This is a genomic window from Verrucomicrobiota bacterium, from assembly GCA_016200005.1.
GTDB lineage: Bacteria > Verrucomicrobiota > Verrucomicrobiia > Limisphaerales > PALSA-1396 > PALSA-1396.
Window position 1 is genome coordinate 51,911 of sequence record JACQFP010000033.1, and the last position, 17,031, is coordinate 68,941.

At 58.1% G+C, this 17,031-nt stretch carries 13 protein-coding genes and 1 other RNA gene; 8 read left to right on the plus strand and 6 right to left on the minus strand.

The window, feature by feature from the left end; genetic code table 11:
* Positions 1-359 precede the first annotated feature (359 nt).
* On the minus strand, positions 360-707 hold the full coding sequence (gene folB, locus HY298_12285) for a dihydroneopterin aldolase (GenBank protein ID MBI3851037.1): 348 nt from the start codon (positions 705-707) through the stop codon (positions 360-362).
* Positions 700-1,788: an NUDIX domain-containing protein gene (locus tag HY298_12290; protein MBI3851038.1), complete on the minus strand. Its 1,089-nt coding sequence runs from the start codon at positions 1,786-1,788 to the stop codon at positions 700-702. Before HY298_12290 ends, folB begins: the two co-directional genes overlap by 8 nt.
* Positions 1,789-1,986: 198 nt before the next feature.
* Between HY298_12290 and HY298_12295 the strand changes: the two genes are divergently transcribed.
* Complete coding sequence (locus HY298_12295; GenBank protein ID MBI3851039.1) at positions 1,987-2,130, plus strand: hypothetical protein; 144 nt, start codon at positions 1,987-1,989, stop codon at positions 2,128-2,130.
* Between the two features lie 16 nt (positions 2,131-2,146).
* Here HY298_12295 and argS read toward each other — a convergent pair whose 3' ends face one another.
* From argS to HY298_12310, 3 genes are all read right to left on the minus strand, one after another.
* On the minus strand, positions 2,147-3,877 hold the full coding sequence (gene argS, locus HY298_12300; protein ID MBI3851040.1) for an arginine--tRNA ligase: 1,731 nt from the start codon (positions 3,875-3,877) through the stop codon (positions 2,147-2,149).
* Between the two features lie 296 nt (positions 3,878-4,173).
* Positions 4,174-4,638 carry a PTS sugar transporter subunit IIA gene (locus HY298_12305; protein ID MBI3851041.1) on the minus strand — a complete coding sequence of 155 codons (465 nt, stop codon included), beginning with the start codon at positions 4,636-4,638 and terminating at the stop codon, positions 4,174-4,176.
* 98 nt (positions 4,639-4,736) lie between these two features.
* Entirely contained in the window at positions 4,737-5,390 is a 654-nt protein-coding gene (locus HY298_12310) for a hypothetical protein (GenBank protein ID MBI3851042.1), read from the minus strand.
* A 158-nt stretch (positions 5,391-5,548) separates the two neighbouring features.
* Here HY298_12310 and HY298_12315 point away from each other — a divergent pair, with 158 nt between their 5' ends.
* From HY298_12315 to HY298_12340, 6 genes are all read left to right on the plus strand, one after another.
* A complete protein-coding gene (locus tag HY298_12315; GenBank protein MBI3851043.1) occupies positions 5,549-6,115 on the plus strand; it encodes an orotate phosphoribosyltransferase in 567 nt (188 codons plus the stop codon).
* Between the two features lie 212 nt (positions 6,116-6,327).
* Positions 6,328-8,262 (plus strand): molecular chaperone DnaK, encoded by a 1,935-nt coding sequence (gene dnaK, locus HY298_12320; protein ID MBI3851044.1) that lies wholly within the window; start codon positions 6,328-6,330, stop codon positions 8,260-8,262.
* 122 nt (positions 8,263-8,384) lie between these two features.
* Positions 8,385-8,678 (plus strand): co-chaperone GroES, encoded by a 294-nt coding sequence (groES, locus tag HY298_12325; protein ID MBI3851045.1) that lies wholly within the window; start codon positions 8,385-8,387, stop codon positions 8,676-8,678.
* A 38-nt stretch (positions 8,679-8,716) separates the two neighbouring features.
* Complete coding sequence (gene groL / locus HY298_12330; protein ID MBI3851046.1) at positions 8,717-10,360, plus strand: chaperonin GroEL; 1,644 nt, start codon at positions 8,717-8,719, stop codon at positions 10,358-10,360.
* Between the two features lie 151 nt (positions 10,361-10,511).
* Positions 10,512-10,865, plus strand: a transfer-messenger RNA (tmRNA) gene (ssrA, locus tag HY298_12335).
* Positions 10,866-10,930: 65 nt separating this feature from the next.
* A complete protein-coding gene (locus tag HY298_12340; protein MBI3851047.1) occupies positions 10,931-12,454 on the plus strand; it encodes a hypothetical protein in 1,524 nt (507 codons plus the stop codon).
* 22 nt (positions 12,455-12,476) lie between these two features.
* Here the strand turns inward: HY298_12340 and HY298_12345 are convergent, their stop codons facing one another.
* Entirely contained in the window at positions 12,477-15,461 is a 2,985-nt protein-coding gene (locus HY298_12345) for a hypothetical protein (protein MBI3851048.1), read from the minus strand.
* Between the two features lie 681 nt (positions 15,462-16,142).
* On the opposite strand from HY298_12345, the gene HY298_12350 reads away from it, so the two are divergent.
* Positions 16,143-17,030 (plus strand): hypothetical protein, encoded by an 888-nt coding sequence (locus HY298_12350; GenBank protein ID MBI3851049.1) that lies wholly within the window; start codon positions 16,143-16,145, stop codon positions 17,028-17,030.
* Position 17,031 lies beyond the last annotated feature (1 nt).

The following is a 17,031-nucleotide window of genomic DNA, read 5'->3' on the forward strand; positions in this document are numbered from 1 at the left end:
GTTTGCCTGAAGGGGAATCAAGTGCATAGCCCGATTTCCTGATAAGAATTCGCCGCCCTCTCACCCGGCCTTCGACCACCCTTTCCATGTACCTACTTCCTACCCAACCCACCCCTGACCCCTCCCAAGAGGGGGACAATCCACCGTGCGCTGCTCCCCTCCTGGGAGGGGCCGGGCGGTGGGTTCAGCGGTTCAATGCGCGAATTTTTGTTTCGGGAATCTCTCTCGCCATCGGAAAAGGAGAGGGAAGGGGTGAGCGGTAATCCGGAAATTGATTTTGGTAAACAGTGCGGGAGTTAAGCTGTTGTAGCGGCAGGCGAGGGACTTCTGACGCCACATTTGCTGCGTCGCGGCCGGTGTCAGCGGCCCTTGACCACGATGACCGACACGTAGCGAGCTTTGGGAATGACGAACTTCTTCAACTCCACGGAAACGGTTTGCGGTTTGAACTCCTTCAGAATCATTTCGGCCATCGCCGTTGCCAGCGTCTCAATCAGTTTCCAACTCCTCCCTTCGCCGAAATGAAGCAACCGATTCGCGACCGCGTGATAGTCAATGGTGCTCCACAAGTCATCCCGGGTCGCCGCCGCCGAGAAATCATGCCCCATCTCCACTGTCACGAGCAAACGCTGGGGTTGCGCGCGTTCCGCGTCCGGCACGCCGACACGCGAAAATATTTCCAGTTCGGAGATCGTGATCTTATCCATTCCGTTTCTCCTGCCGTCCTCTGTTTAGCACCACCTCCAACAGGGCGCGCGTCGGTTGGTTGATCGGCATCGCCAGCGCTTGCGGCAGAGTCACCCAGCGAAATTCGCGCGCTTCCTCGTTCAATTTGACCTGCGGTTCGCCCACGCAACGCGCAGTGTAATTGAGCAGAACAAAATGCGCGTCCCGATAAAATTCCTTCGAGTTGATGCAATCCTGAACCATCACGAACTCAATTCCGGTCATGTCCAGATCGGTTTCCTCCTTGATTTCGCGACGCAAGGCGGCAACTGAACCCTCGCCGCGCTTGATTTTCCCGCCGGGAATGCCCCAGAGGTTCGACCACTTGTGCGTGCGGATCATCAGGACTTCATCGGCGTCATTAAAAATCAATGCCCCGACGGTGACGACGGGCGCGCCGTTCATTTCGGCGGAATTTGAGCCTGGTTTCAAATGCAGTTCGTTTCGCTCCAGAATCTCACGCAACTCGCGCAGATGTTCCACGATCAAATCCGGCGCGGCGGCGCGCAATTGTTCGAGGCTGTTGTAGCCGGTCAGCACTGCGCAGGAGTGAACGCCACCGTGTCTGGCGGTTTCGATGTCATGCTGCATGTCGCCGATGAAGATCGTCTCCTCCGGGTGCAAATTATTTTCCGCCAGAAGCTCGTGAATCTTCGCGCGCTTGTCCCAGACTTCAATGTAAGGTCGCTCCAGATATTCTCCGAAGCCAGTTGTCACCTGCTGCGCCTGAAAATGGTCGCGGTGGACGGTGCTCAATAAAAAGGTTCGCAATCCGCGCGCGCGGCAAAACTCCAGAAACTCGCGCGCGTGCGGCAGTTCGACCACGGAATCGTGCACCTCTTTGAACCGGCTGTGAAACCAGGTCTCCAGTTGCGGCAACGGAATGTGCGGGACGTAACGTTCGTAAAACCGGGTGAATGGCAGGCAAAACTCGGCGCGAAATTGTTCCAGCGTCATTTCCTCCCGCTCCGCCTGGCTCAACACGTAATTGGTCGCCTGCCAGACGGCGGGCAAATCGTCCACCAGTGTGCCCGACCAATCGAAGATGACGTTGCGAATCACTCATGCAGTGTAACCGACTTTGGTGTTCAGGCAACAGAATCGCGGCTGAAGAATTCGTCGTCCCTCTGTCACAATAGGACCACGCAGACTGAACTGTCCGGTTGCAACGACAGTGAACCGAGGGTCAAGTCCCTGTCGTAAGTGGGAAGGCGACCGGACAGGCAAAGGCGGACAGGGCAAACCGGGAGAACTCCGGCAGTGAGTCGGCGACTCGACCCGTCGTGCGCGGTGGCGATCCCGCCGGGCCGACGCGGGCGGCTGGAGGAGACGGAAGCACTCCACACGCGCCCGGCATGGGAGGAATCATTGCCGCTGGAGCGCGTCCCCGGCGGCGGTCGCTGAACTGGGTGGTCGGCCTTCACATCTGTTCCGACACTTCAATCCCCAAGACTTCCAAACCTCGTTTCAGAACGCGCGCGGTGAGTTCGCACAGCAGAAGACGGGTCGCGCGCTCCGGTTCGTTGGCTTTGAGCACGGGACAGTTCTCGTAGAAACGCGCAAAATGGCCGGCCAAGTCGTAGAGATAGTTGCAGAGAAAATTGGGGCGGTATTCTTCGGCCACGGCTTCCAATGTCAGGCCGAAGTTCAAAAGATGTTTGGTCAGCGCGATTTCCGCCGTCGCCGAGAGGTTGAGTGTTGAATGTTGAGTGTTGAGTGTTGAGTGTTCAATTTCACCTTTCCGAAAAATGCTTCGGATACGGGTATAGGCGTAAAGCAGGTAAGGCGCAGTGTTGCCATTGAAGGCGAGCATCTTGTCCCAACTGAACACGTAGTCGCTCTGACGGTTGAGCAACAGGTCGGCGTATTTGATGGCGCCGATTCCAACGACTCGCGCAATTTCGCGCCGTTGCGTTTCGGCGACTTCAGGATTTTTTTCGGAAACAACTTTGAAGGCGCGCTCCTCCGCTTCGTCGAGCAGGTCGGCGAGCTTGACCGTTTCGCCGGCGCGGGTCTTGAACGGTTTGCCGTCTTCGCCAAGAATCGAGCCGAACCAGACGTGCGCGAGTTTGACCTTCACTTCGGGCTGCCAGCGGCGGAACACGGCGAAGAGTTGCTGGAAGTGGAGTTGTTGCCGGCCATCGGTGACATAAACAATTTCATCCGGCTGCCAGGTTGCCATCCGATAAGCCAGCGTCGCGAGATCGGTCGTCGTGTAATTGAAACCGCCGTCGCTTTTCTGAATGAGCGCGGGCGGTTCCTTGAGTTGAGGAACGTCCTCGAAAAACACAACCGTCGCGCCTTCACTTTCTTTTGCGATGCCGGCGTCGCGCAGTTGCTGAACGAGGTCTTTAAGACGCGGGTTGTAAAAACTTTCGCCGAACGTGTGATCGAACTTCACGCCGAGCCGGGCGTAGATGGTGTCGAACTGGTGTTGCGACAGCTCAATCATCTGCCGCCAGATGCGAAGGTTTTCCTCGTCGCCGCCCTGGAGTTTCACCAATTCCTGGCGGGCCTGTTCCAGCAAGGCGGGCGCTTCCTTGCAAGCGGCGCTGACGTGTTTGTAGAGACGCTCCAGCTCGGCGAGCGGGTCGGAGTTCAAGGCCGCTTCATTCAGGAATTGTTTCCAGCCGAGAAGCAGCATGCCGAATTGCGTGCCCCAATCGCCGATGTGGTTGTCTGTGATGACGCGGTGACCGAGCAGTCGCAGCGTGCGCGCCAGACAATCCCCCAGAATCGTGGAGCGGATGTGACCGACGTGCATCGGCTTGGCAACGTTCGGTGAACTGAAATCGACAACGATCGTGCGCGGTTGGGTCGCCTTGCTGAAGAACAAATGTTCGCCACGCGCGGCGGCTTGCAGTGCTTCCGCCAGCGCGGCGGTCTTGAGTCGGAAGTTCAGGAAACCGGCGCCTGCGATTTCAACCTTCTCGCACCACTCGCCCACATTGAGTTTGGCGAGCACATCGGTGGCAAGTTGCCGCGGGTTCAGTTTCCGTTCTTTGGCCAGCGACATGAGGGCATTGGTCTGATAATCGCCGAACTTGGGATCGGGACAGGGCCGCACCAGCACGGTCGCCGCCGCTGCATCGGGCAGGATCGCCTTGACCGCGTGTTGTAAACGCTCTTCGAGGAATTGATGTGGTAACACAGAGATGAAAAGGTTTTGGGCCGAATTGTTCTCGTTGTTCAGCCGCGGCAAAACCGGCCGGGAATTATTTTTTTTAGGCGAAGCACTTAATTCCCCTTCATGTTTTGGTACGCGGCGCTTTCTCCCTCTCCACCCCGGGGGAGGAGAGGGCCGGGGAGAGGAGGCGCTGTTTACTCGAATGCCCCTCTCTCCGGCTCTCTCCCCGCTCGTTCCTCGCGAGGAGAGAGGGAGAACATCAGCCGTCGCTTTCAACTGCGGGCGTGGGTTCGCTTAAGCGAATCAAGTGCATAGCCCTATTATTTTTTGCCGTGTTCCTTGATGATTCTCAGCATGGTTTCGGCATCCGGCGCTTCTTCCAAGGCCTGGCGAAATTCTTTTTTGTGAAGCAGCTTGGCGATGTTGGCCAGGGTGTGGAGATGTTTTTGAAACTGACCTTGGGGCACGAGAAACAACATGACGAGATTCACCGGCTGATTGTCGAGCGCGTCGAAGTTCACCCCCTTCTTGGACCGCCCAAAAGCGCCAACCACTTCATAAATCAAGTCCGTCGAGGCGTGGGGAATCCCAATGCCGAAGCCGATGCCAGTGCTCATCGAGGATTCGCGTTTCTTGACCACGGCGGAGATGGCTTCCAGATGTTCGGGTTGGATTTTGCCGGTGGCGACCAGCAGATTGATCAGCTCGTCGATCGCTTCCCAGCGGTTCGTTGCCCGCAAATCCGTGATGACTTGCTCTTTGCTTAGAATATCCCCGAGGTCCATAGCGTAAAATCGTTCGGCCATTTCGCCTGAAGCAAGGCCGCAATTCAAGCGCGAAGTGCGGGCCCGAAAGAGTGTCGTGGCGGAACGCCATCCTCCAGCTACAACAGCCGGCCCAAGCGATGAAGAACTTCGCCCGTGCATTCGAGCCACCAGCCCAACGCAGTCAACAAATCCACTCGCGCAGTCAACAACGGCACGCCGATGAGCAGTACGCTGATGTTCCCCAGAAAGATGACAACCGTCGAAAACAGATAACCCTGCTGCGTGATGTCAGATTGTTTGGTCTTCAGAATGTGCCAGGTCAACGTGAGGTGAAAGGCATACGCCGCGCCCACGAACAAGTGAAACCAAGGCAAATAATGTTTCCAGTTCCAGAGCAAATTGCCAACGACGAATACGAGCACCACCAGCACGACATAAACCGGGAAAAAATAAGGCGCGAGTGCGATGACGAAATTACTTTTGGAGACAATCACATGTCCGCCTTTGGCCGAGGCCTTGAATTTCTTGACGCTGGCGCCGAACACCCAGGCCCAAAGCGCGTGCGTAAATTCATGTCCGAAGACATAGATCCACATCGGTTTGGGCAGCATCAGGTAAATCACCACCCAACAGGCGGCCCCGGCAATGGACGCCACCCAGATGGTGGTGGCATCGCCGCTGGCCCGCAGCACCATCCACAATGCCCGCGCTGCCCCGAGACAAACCGGCAGCAGAAGGACGGCGATGATGGTTTTGCACCACTTGGGCACGGCAGAAGAATTCAGAATTCAGAATCCAGAATCCAGCAGAAAGCGGAGTGGAAGCTGGGTTGGAGTTCACGCTTCAGCGTGTCAGCGGAGCAAGCCAACGCCTGACCTCCGGCGCAAACGAACTTGAAACGTGAAACGTGAAGCGTGAAACTCCGCGCATGACCGAACACGAAGTCTTGCAGATTTTCCGTGAGAGTGGTGCGTTGTTGGAAGGCCATTTTGTCTTGCGCAGTGGATTGCATAGCCGCCAATTCTTTCAATGCGCCCTCGCTCTGCAACAGATGCCGGTCGTTGAAAAACTCGGCGGGGCGCTGGCGGACAAAGTTCGTTCCCTTGGAGCGACCACCGTCATTTCTCCGGCGTTGGGAGGACTCGTGCTCGGTCAGGAGGTGGCGCGGCAACTGCAATGTCGATTTATCTTTGCCGAAAAGGAGGCGGGCAAGCTGGTTCTCCGCCGCGGCTTCAAAATCTCAGAAGGGGAGAGAGTACTAGTCGTTGAAGACGTGGTGACCAAGGGCGGACGCGTTCAGGAAACGATCGACATCGTGCACTCCAATCGAGGCCGGATCCTGGGCGTAGCTGTCGCAGTGGATCGTTCCGGCGGGAACGTGAAGTTCGGCGTGCCGATGTTCAGCCTCATTTCGCTTGAAGTTGAAGCGTTTGAACCAACGAATTTGCCGCCGGGCCTGGCCGCGATTCCTGCTGTCAAACCAGGCAGCAAATAGGCGCCAACAATGATCACCGACCTTCCGTTTGTTGTGCCACCGCCTCGCCGCATCAGGAGATATGAGTGACAGAAGGGCGCGTTTGACACAGATTTTGAATCGACACGACAGGGAGAAGTCGATGTAAACATCTGTGTTCCAACGTTCCGGGAGCACGCGCACGTCGTGGCACTTTCATTGCTAATTAGGTTCCACAATTAACAGGACGATTTATGGCAAAGGTACTCGGCATTGACTTGGGCACGACTAATTCCTGCATGGCAGTAATGGAGGGTGGGGAACCCGCCGTTTTGGAGAATTCCGAAGGCAAGCGCACGACGCCTTCAGTCGTCGCATTCACCAAGAGCGGCGAGCGGCTCGTCGGCGATGCCGCGAAACGTCAGGCCGTCACCAACTCGCGAAATACGGTTTACTCCATCAAGCGCTTCATGGGCCGCAAATTTGATGAAGTGCAGGAGGAAATCAAACGCGTACCTTACAAAGTTGTTCGCGCCTCCAACGGTGACGTCGCCGTGGAAGTGGAAGTGGACGGCAAGCCAAAGCAATTCAGTCCCCCAGAAATCTCGGCGATGATTCTGGCGAAACTGAAGTCCGATGCCGAAGTGCGGTTGGGCGAGAAAATTACTCAAGCCGTGATCACCACCCCGGCGTATTTCAACGATTCCCAACGCCAGGCCACCAAAGACGCTGGGCGCATCGCTGGTTTGGAAGTGCTGCGCATCATCAACGAACCAACTGCCGCGTCCCTGGCTTATGGCCTCGACAAAAAGAAGGACGAGAAAATCGCCGTGTATGATTTGGGAGGTGGAACATTCGATATCTCGGTGCTCGAAATCGGCGATGGTGTTTTCGAAGTCAAAGCCACCAACGGCGACACGCATTTGGGCGGCGACGACTGGGACAACCGGATCATGGATTGGATTCTCGATGAGTTCAAACGCGAGCACGGCATGGATCTACGCAAACAGCCGGACGCTTTGCAGCGAATCAAAGAGGAATCTGAAAAGGCCAAGATCGCGTTGTCCAACTCACAGCAATATGAAATCAATCTCCCGTTTATCACCGCCGACGCCAGTGGTCCAAAGCACATCAGCTTGAAGCTGACCCGCGCCAAACTGGAGCAAATTTGCGACGAGTTGTTCGAGCGCACCATCACCCCCGTAAAGAATTGTTTGAAAGACGCCAGCATCACGGCTGAAAAGATTGACGAGTTGGTCCTCGTCGGCGGCATGACCCGCATGCCCAAGGTGGTTGAAACCGCTCATTCCCTCGTCAACAAACCCCCGCATCAGGGCGTCAATCCCGATGAAGTCGTCGCGGTTGGCGCGGCCATCCAGGGCGGCGTCCTCAAAGGCGAAGTGAAGGACGTGCTCCTGCTCGACGTGACCCCGCTCTCGCTCGGCATCGAGACGCTGGGCGGCGTGTTCACTAGGCTCATCGAGCGCAACACCACCATTCCCACCCGGAAATCGGAAATTTTTTCGACCGCATCGGACAATCAACCCGGCGTGGAAATCCACGTGTTGCAAGGCGAACGACAACTGGCCCGCGACAACAAGACCATCGGTAAATTTCATTTGACGGACATCCCGCCCGCGCCGCGGGGCATGCCCCAGATTGAAGTGACGTTCGACATCGACGCCAACGGTATCCTGCACGTCAGCGCCAAGGACCTTGGGACGGGCAAGGAACAAAAGATCACCATCACCGCCAGCAGCGGCCTTTCGAAGGACGAAATCGAAAAGATGCGCAAGGACGCCGAATCGCACGCCGAGGAAGACAAACAGCAACGTGAGGGGATCGAAGCGCGCAACGAGGCCGACAACGCCGTTTATCGCTCCGAAAAAATGTTGAAAGACAACGCGGACAAAATTTCCGCGGACGACAAAACCAAGATTGAAAATGCTGTCAAAGACGTCAAGGAGGCGCTCAAAGGCAGCGATGCTTCAGCGGTCAAAACTGCGAGCGAGAAGTTGAACGAAGCGTGGCAGGCGGTCTCAGCCGAACTTTACAAGGCCGCCGCTGAAAAGGCCAAGGCGGGCAAGGCGCAACCACAGCCGGAATCCGGCGAGCCGAAAGCCGAAGAGAAAAGCGAAAAAGGCCCAATCATCGACGCCGAAGTGGTGGGGGAGGAAAAGAAAAAGTAAGAACAAGATTCGACGGCGTTGCTTTCACGAGAAAGCGGCCGCCGCCAGAAACATTTTTTCCTGCCGCTCGGGCGGTGGGATTTGATTCAACCGTAAAATAAACAAACAAAGGAAAATACAATATGGCATTAAACATTAAACCACTCGGCGACCGCGTTCTTGTAGAACCCGTCGAGGAAAAGGAAGTCAAAAAAGGCGGGATCATCATCCCGGACTCCGCCAAGGAAAAACCAATGGAGAGTGTCATCGTTGCCCTCGGCACTGGCAAGACTGACGACAATGGGAAAAAAGTTCCATTCGAAGTCAAGAAGGGTGATCGCGTGCTGGTCAGCAAATACGGCGGCACGGAGATCAAGCTCAACGGCACCGAATACAAAATTTTGAACTCCGATGACATTCTGGCGGTCATTGGTTAACTCATCAAACACAACCGAAACAAAGGAAAAATACTATTATGGCAGCAAAACAATTGATCTTTGACGAAGATGCTCGTCAGACACTCCTAAGAGGAGTGCAAAAATTGGCCCGCGCAGTTACTGCAACGCTTGGCCCCAAAGGCCGCAACGTCGTTCTCGACAAAAAATTCGGCTCCCCAACCGTCACTAAAGACGGCGTGACCGTGGCCAAGGAAATCGAGTTGGAAGACCCCTATGAAAACATGGGCGCGCAAATGGTGCGCGAAGTCGCCAGCAAAACCAGTGACAGCGCCGGCGACGGCACCACCACTGCGACCGTGTTGGCCGAAGCAATCTTCCGCGAAGGCTTGAAGCACGTCACCTCCGGTGCCAACCCCATCGGCATTCAACGTGGCATTCAGAAAGCCGTTGATGCCGCGGTTGAGCATCTCACCAAGATCTCCAAGAAGGTCAAAGACAAGGAAGAGATCAAACAGGTCGCCACTGTTTCCGCCAACTGGGACACCACCATCGGCGAGATCATAGCCGACGCGATGGACAAGGTCGGCAAGGACGGCACGATCACGGTTGAGGAAGCCAAGTCGATCGAGACGAGTCTTGAAGTCGTCGAAGGCATGCAGTTCGACAAGGGCTATCTCTCGCCTTACTTCGTGACTAATGCTGAGAGCATGGAAGCCAAGATCGAAGACGCTTACATCCTCAACTACGAAAAGAAAATCACGAGCTTGAAAGACCTGCTGCCGATTCTCGAAAAAGTGGCCAAGGTCGGCAAGCCGCTGTTGATTATCGCTGAAGATGTCGAAGGCGAAGCCCTCGCCACCCTCGTGGTGAACAAACTCCGCGGCACAATTAACGTCTGCGCCGTCAAGGCCCCCGGCTTTGGTGATCGTCGCAAAGCCATGATGGAAGACATCGCCATCCTCACCGGCGGCAAATGCATCACCGAAGACCTCGGCATCAAACTCGAAAGCATCGCGCTGGAAGACCTCGGTCGCGCCAAGTCCATCGTGGTGGACAAGGAAAACACCACCATCGTGGAAGGCTACGGCAAGTCCTCTGAGATCCAGGGCCGCGTCAATCAAATCCGCCGCCAGATCGAGGAAACCACCTCGGATTATGACCGCGAGAAATTGCAGGAGCGCCTGGCGAAACTCGCCGGTGGCGTGGCCGTCATCAACGTCGGCGCCGCGACCGAAACCGAAATGAAGGAAAAGAAAGCCCGCGTCGAAGACGCGCTGCACGCAACCCGCGCCGCAGTCGAAGAAGGCATCGTTCCCGGCGGTGGTGTCGCGTTGCTCCGTTGTCTCCCGGCGATCGAAGCCATCAACCTCAAAGACGAGGATGAAGCAATTGGCGTCGAGATCGTCCGTCGCGCCGTGGAATACCCGACCCGTTGGCTGGCAGCGAACGGTGGCTACGAAGGCTCCGTTGTTGTGCAGGAAGTCAGAAAGCGCAAGGGCAACGAAGGTTTCAACGTTAGCAGCGGTGAATACGAAGACCTCGTCAAGGCCGGTGTGGTTGATCCCAAGAAGGTCACCCGCGCCGCGCTGCAAAACGCGGCTTCCATCGCTGGTCTGCTCCTGACCACCGAATGCCTCATCACCGAGGTGCCGGAGAAGGAAAAACCGGCGCCCGCGGGTCATGGCGGCCACGGCGGCGGCATGGGCGGCATGGATTACTAAGCCGTTCGGCCTTTCGGAGGAACCGAAACAATGCAAGCGAGGTTGGCGCACGCCAGCCTCGCTTTTTGCTTTTCGCACTTTCCCATCTTCACACTTGTATTGACGCGCTTGACCGCCGCGAGGAATTGAAGCATGATCTTCTTGCCGACATGGGGGCGTACTGGTTTCGACCTGGAAAATGCGCCAGAGGCGGCATGCCGAGGATGGTTCGTTGGCCTCGTTAATCATCGAACCAAAAAATAAGTGCTAACGAAGAATTAGCTCTCGCGGCCTAAATTGCCGCGACGTTCGCCCTTGGACACCTGCTACGAGGGACGAACGCCACAGCAGGCATGGTTGACGGCGGAGACTGCGCGCCGGCGGCCGAGAAAATCTCATGCGGACTAGGCAGTGTGACTCGGGTCAGAGCGTCATCACACCGCAGAAAACTCTCTTCTGACTAAGCATGTAGTCGCGGCTGGTTTGTTAGCCAGGGACGCGGGTTCAATTCCCGCCGCCTCCACCATCGTTGTGCTTGTGTCTTTTGATGCAAAAGATGTCATGTCTGAAGCGCAATAATTCTGCCCAGTTATGAAAACACGCGACCCGGCCACACAAATTCACCGTCGGGATTTCATCAGAAGCAGTGCTGGTTTGACGGCGCTGGCCGCGGCGGGTCCGCTGGGCCACCTCGCCACCGCGACGGCGGCGGAACCACTCCAGAGCCGCAAGAGCGTCGGCATTCAGGTGGGCGCGGTTTCATTTGTGGATGAAGGCACCGAGAACGTGCTCGACGTTTTGCAGGAACGTGGAGCCGTTGATGCCATCTATCTCACTACTTTTACGTACGGGCGTGGATTGGGCGGGCGACAGATTCCGGGCCACCCGTTCCCCGACCACGGCGTGCGGGTGTCGGACGAGAAGTTTTTCCACGGCGGGAATTATGCCACGCCGCACCCTGAGTTTTACCGCGATACTGTGCTGAAGCAAACCCGTGCGCCCGACCATGGTGACCTCGACATTGTCGCCACCGTGCTGCCCGCTGCCAAAAAGCGCGGGATGCGCCTGTTCTGCTCGATCGAAGACGTGTTTAGCGGTGAGGTGCCGGGTGTGAAGGAGGTTTCTGAAGTGGATCTCCAAGGGCGCCGAGCCGGCGGCCTTTGTCTCTACCATCCTGACGTGCGCGCGTTCTGGACTGGTCTCGCAACAGATCTATGCAAGTCGTACGACATCGATGGCATTCTCTTTTTCAACGAACGCAATGGCCCGTTGCTGAATGCGCTCGGCGCCAGCCACGCGCAGAGCATCGCCTCGTCGCGTGTCACCTGTTTCTGCGAACATCACCAGCGGGCGGCGAAAGAGCGCGGTATTCATTTTGAGCGCGCCCGGCAGGGTTACCTCAAGCTCGACCAGTTCATCCAGGCGGCGCTCAAAGACCAACGACCGACCGACGGCTACTTCGTCGAGTTCTGGCGGTTGCTCGTCGAGTATCCGGAGATCATCGCGTGGGATGGGTTGTTTGACGCGGCGAAGCATCGGGTGCTCGCCGAGCTCAATGCCGCCGTGAAGCGCGTGCGGCCGGGGCTGCAAGTCGGTTTCCACATCGAGCACGTCAACTCCTTCAATCCCATTTTCCGCGCCACGCGCAGTTACGCCGATCTGGCGACGAAGGCCGACTTCCTGAAGGTCGTCGTCTATAACAACTGCGGCGGCGAACGCTATGCCAACTTCATCCGCAACGTTGGCTCAACAGTGTTCCGTGACGTGCCGAAGGACGAGTTGCTGCGATTCAACAATCACCTCCTCCACTACGGTGACGAGGCCAGGCTCGACGAACTCGCCACCGCTGGACTTTCACCAGACTACATCTCGCGCGAAACGAAGCGCGCCCTCGGCGGCGTGCAGGGCAAGTGCAAGGTCCTGCCGGGAATAGACATCGGCATCCCGACCGGCAAGAACAGCCGCAAAGCTTCACCCGAGGACACTTACGCCGCTGTCACCGCCGCGCTTAAAGCTGGTGCGGATGGTGTGATTCTCTCGCGCAAGTACTCCGAAATGCAACTGGCCAATCTGGCGGCCGCAGGACGGGCTGTGCGGGAGGCATCGAAACAGTAGGCGCGAGATTCACCTCGCGAACTCACCCGGCCACAAACAGCAAGTGACGCTGGCCCCACGCCCCTTGCGCCTTGAAACGCAACCCGCCGTTCTCGCAAACGGACTCCACCGCCTCTCCCAGCGATCCGGGTCGCGCGCCGCGGAAGAAGAGCCGCCCTTTGGTGACGCCCGCCGACAACGGCACGGAAACTTCCGCGTCCCCCTTGACCCAAAGCTCCAGCACCGCTCCGCCCGGCACGCGGCGCGCCGGCAACACCGGTGCCCACGCCATCAGCGCCATTGGCTGGCTCGCAAAGTTATGCTCGTGCCCGTCCACCACGATGCGCCGGCAGTTGTGCCCGGCAAAACCAATGAGCGCACCGCGGTCGTCGAGACGAAATGCCACCGTCAGCAAGCCGTCGTAATTCACGCGATGGCCGTTCACGGCAAAGTCGCGCAACTCCAGCCTGTCCGGCGGCAGCGGATTGCGCGCAAGAATTTCCGCGTCCTGCTTCGCATCGCGGTGGAAGCCGCCGGGCCAGCTTTCTTCGTGTGTGCGGTAGTGAACTGCAATGCTCGTCGTGCCGTTTGGAAAGCTGCACGCCAGATAAGGTGTCGTGCGTGAAACCACACTGGGATTGTCATTGGCTGGCGCGTTGGCCTGGGTTTTCGGATACGCGCCGAGCGCAAACAGAATCTCAAACCACGTCCGCACTTCCTCACCGAGCGACGCCGCTTGATCATCGCGCGGACGAAAGCCGAGGAACGTCGCCGAGCCGCCTTTTGCCGTCGCACGATGCACACCGACAATTTCTTTGTTCAGGTTGGCGACTATTTCGACGCCGGCGTCCGGCTCGACCGGGTAAACCAGGTCCACGAGGAAATCCGTGAGCACGGTTTGCGGCAGCACAGACTTCAGCACGCCGGTGAAATGAATTTGTCGCCCTGGCATCTCTTGGCCTTCGACACCAAAGGCGACGTTTTTCACGCCGACAAGTGTTTGCCAGCGAGCAAGGATCGACTGGCCGGAAAGATCGAGCCGCGGCGGAGGCCCAGACCAAACCAGCTTGCCGCCAACTTCGACGAATTTCTCCATGAATGGCAGAAGCTCCACTGGTGGCAGCGGCTCGAACAACACCGCGAGCGTTCCGAATTTGCGTCCGGCCATTTCAATTTTCCCATCCTCGTTGACGCGCCCGCGTTCGAGCAATTTGCGCGGCGTGACGTAATTCGCGTAACCGTATTGCACCATCCACGAGCCGAAGCGCTCCTCGCACGCGACGAGTGAGAGCGGATACAGCATGAGCACGTCGGTGTCGCGATGCTGTATATCCTGCACCGCCGCGAACCACTCGCTCGCGGACGCACCGTAAGCGTCGCAAAGCGCCTGGTGACGGCGGCCCACCTCGCCGGGCATGCCCCACGCCGCGGCGTAGGCTTGCGGCACGCGGTTGAGGATGCCGGTCGAGCAGGCCAGCGCGATGCCGTAGTAGTCGCGGTCGGACCAGCCGCCCTCGGCGTGATCGTTGCCACCGCCAGTGAGAAATTCGTTCCACTCAAAGTAATCATCGCAGGCGCAGGCGGCTTGCTGCACGGTGTTCGACCAGAGGAAGTCCGGAGTGTATTCGTATTGGCGCGGCGCGCGGCGCAGATTGCCGGTGTTCCAGAAATCAATCGTCGGACTTTGCGCCCAGGTGGCGTGCGCGCGGGCTTCGAGTTCCTGGCCGTATTTCTTTTCGGCAAATTCCTTCGCCTTGACGAACAACTCCACGACGCTGCGCTGGAGCAAATCGAAGTAACGGCGGCGGAGCAGGAAGGATTTTTGAACTTCCTCCGGGCTGTGGCCGAAGACGTGTTGTGCCGGCAGCCGCGCTTCCAGATCGGGCAGGAAACCGTGTTGGCCGTAGGCGAAATAGACGAGGAACTTCTCGAAGTCCGCGAACTCCGCGCCGTAGAGCTTCGCGAAAGTTTGTGCCATGTGCGGCGTGAGGTAGCGAAACGTGAGCTGGCCTTCATCGTGGTGGCTGGCGTAGTGCCAGTCCTGCTGGATGTGCATCTCGTCGGCGTAAAGACCGTTGAGCGGCACGCCCGCCGCGTGGTAGCGGTTCACGAGGTCTTCAAGGAACGGCAGCGCCTTGGGACTGAAATAATCCATCTCCGGCACAGTATAGCTCACGACAACGAGCACGCGGTTGAGCGTGCCGACCTGCGTCTCGCCGCTGCCGCGAACCATCATGCGGCGCGACTTCGCGTTCGTCACTGCGGATTCGTCCACGTCAATGTCCGGCGCGGATTTCAATTCGACGATGTCCGCCGGGCTCACGGCGTAGAAGCTCGTGCCGCCGACGCGCTGCTCGCGGAAGGCAAACACCCGCACGCCGGTGCGCTTGAGTTCGATGCTGCCTTTGTTGTTGGTCCAGCGGTGCTCTTCCCAAAGCGACACGGTGTACTTGCCGGTGGCCGGATCGCGGTAGCCTTCGCGGTATTGCACACAACGGCCGGATTCACCGGTCTTGCGTTGGTAACCACGGCCGATTTCCAGCGGGCTGAGCAGACTCAACTCGAAGCCCAGCCCGTAAGCCTTGAGCGTTTCACCGATACGGGCAAGGCGGCGGATGTAATCGTCTGTGTCCGGCATGAGTGCGCGCGGTTTGTTGCCCTGGCCGGCGCGGTATTGCGTCCAGAACTCGTCAAACGCAAGAATCACCGTGCGTCCGCCGGCGGCCTTGGTTTGCTCGCAAATCTTTCGGAGCGTGGTCGGGTTCGGCGTCTGGCTCAGGCTCAGGTCCACGACCTTGTCCGGGTCCTGCAAATCTTCGAGCTGCTGATCGCTGACGAGAATGATGCCGCCCCGATGCATTTGAAACTGCCACGGGCCGGGGAATTTTAGCGCGGGATCCGGCAACGCCGCTGTGTCGTCCGCCAAAACCCTGCCCGCGAGCAGCGGCGCCGCGGAACAGGCGATGCCCAGGCTGCCGAGGCGTTGGATGAATTCGCGGCGGGTGTGGCAAGCTATGGAATCAAGCATGACTGTCGCAGGGTTGGTTTTGCGATTTTCCGAACGTCGGCAGCTTGACGCCAACCGGCGCGGGAACGCAACTGCGAAATTCCGTTGCAAGACTGTGAGATACGACAGCAACACCTTCTCCTTCACGTCACAGTTCAGAAACAAACAAAACAAGTTTTTCGGCCGGTCCGAACCTCGCTACGCGCCGAAACAGTTGTAGTGAATATTGACCCCTTCACGACCAGAAAATGAACTTGGCGGCGATGCCACGAAGGACTATGTTTGCCCTATGACGGGAATTGAAACACCGAAACCAGTAGTTGCTGGCCCGCAAGTCTGGCCTCTCGGCGTCAAAGCTTATCATGCGCTGGGCGAGCTGGGCCTCATCCCGGAGAAGACCGAACTGCTGTACGGTCAAATCTTCCACAAAATGCCAAAGTCTCCCTTCCACCGCCTCCTCCTCATGCGGCTTTTGGAACTGCTTCAGCGCGTTCTGCCGCCCGGCCTGCACGTTCAACCGGAACAGCCAATCCTCTGCGGCAATTCCGAGCCGGAGCCGGACCTCTCGATCATCCGCGGTTCCATTGAAGACTACCAGAGCGAGCACCCCCGGACCGCCGAACTTGTGATCGAGATTTGTGTAAGCAGCCACGAGTACGACCGCTCCAAACTCCGCGCCTACGCCGGGGCCGGCGTGAAGGAATGCTGGCTGGTGCTTGGACCGGAGAAACAGATCGAAGTCCACCGCCAGCCGCAGGGCGATCAGTTTGCCGAACACGCTCTCCACGGGCCGGGCGGATCCCTGACCTGTGCGGCGGCGCCGAGCTTCACGGTCGAGTTGGACCGCCTCTTTGCGGCCTGACCACATCCGATCCCACGAAGCAAGTACCCATCGGTTTCTGGATGCATCGCGGCTGCGTGCCGTTCATCAGCCCGAAACAATTTCAATCGCACTACTGGCCCACGCTCCGGCCGTGCATCGAGGAATTCTGGAAGCACGGCCACCAGACCTTGTTCTACGCCGAGGGCAAATGGGACCATCACCTCGACGATTTCGCCACGCTGCCGGAGCGGAGCATTCTTTTCCACGTGGACCAGGGCGATATTTTTCTCGCGCAGAAAAAGCTGCATCACAAATTCGCGCTCAGCGGCGGCATCCCGAACGTCCTGCTCAGCTACGGCAAACCCGACGAAGTCCGCGCGCACTGCCGGAAGGTCATTGACGGCGTGGCCCGGGACGGGGGCTACATCATGGATGCGGGCGCGATCATGCAGGACGACACCAGCATCGAGAACCTGCGCGCGCTGACGGACTTCACGCGCGAATACGGCGTCTATTCGGCGGGTTCAAGTCAGGCCTCAACCGGTCTCGCGCAATTGTGCCCCTGCCACGGAGCGGACGTGTCCACGCTCACGGGAATGGCGCATCGCGCCGCTCCCCGGATCAAACCCGGCATCTGTCGTCCGTGGGAGGAAAAGGCCAAGGAACTTCCGCCGATCATCGGCGACCAGGATTTGGTTCGCCGGGTCTGGGAAAAAGTGGAAGCGTTGGGCAACACTTACATCTGGCAATTGCTGTTGAGCTTCTGAC

Bases quoted from the DNA above. Each gene is read 5' to 3' on its own strand.
- folB (MBI3851037.1), bottom strand. From the start codon at position 707: ATGGATAAGATCACGATCTCCGAACTGGAAATATTTTCGCGTGTCGGC.
- HY298_12305 (MBI3851041.1), bottom strand. From the start codon at position 4,638: ATGGACCTCGGGGATATTCTAAGCAAAGAGCAAGTCATCACGGATTTG.
- HY298_12315 (MBI3851043.1), top strand. From the start codon at position 5,549: ATGACCGAACACGAAGTCTTGCAGATTTTCCGTGAGAGTGGTGCGTTG.
- dnaK (MBI3851044.1), top strand. From the start codon at position 6,328: ATGGCAAAGGTACTCGGCATTGACTTGGGCACGACTAATTCCTGCATG.
- groES (MBI3851045.1), top strand. From the start codon at position 8,385: ATGGCATTAAACATTAAACCACTCGGCGACCGCGTTCTTGTAGAACCC.
- groL (MBI3851046.1), top strand. From the start codon at position 8,717: ATGGCAGCAAAACAATTGATCTTTGACGAAGATGCTCGTCAGACACTC.
- HY298_12340 (MBI3851047.1), top strand. From the start codon at position 10,931: ATGAAAACACGCGACCCGGCCACACAAATTCACCGTCGGGATTTCATC.
- HY298_12345 (MBI3851048.1), bottom strand. From the start codon at position 15,461: ATGCTTGATTCCATAGCTTGCCACACCCGCCGCGAATTCATCCAACGC.
- HY298_12350 (MBI3851049.1), top strand. From the start codon at position 16,143: ATGCTGGCTGGTGCTTGGACCGGAGAAACAGATCGAAGTCCACCGCCA.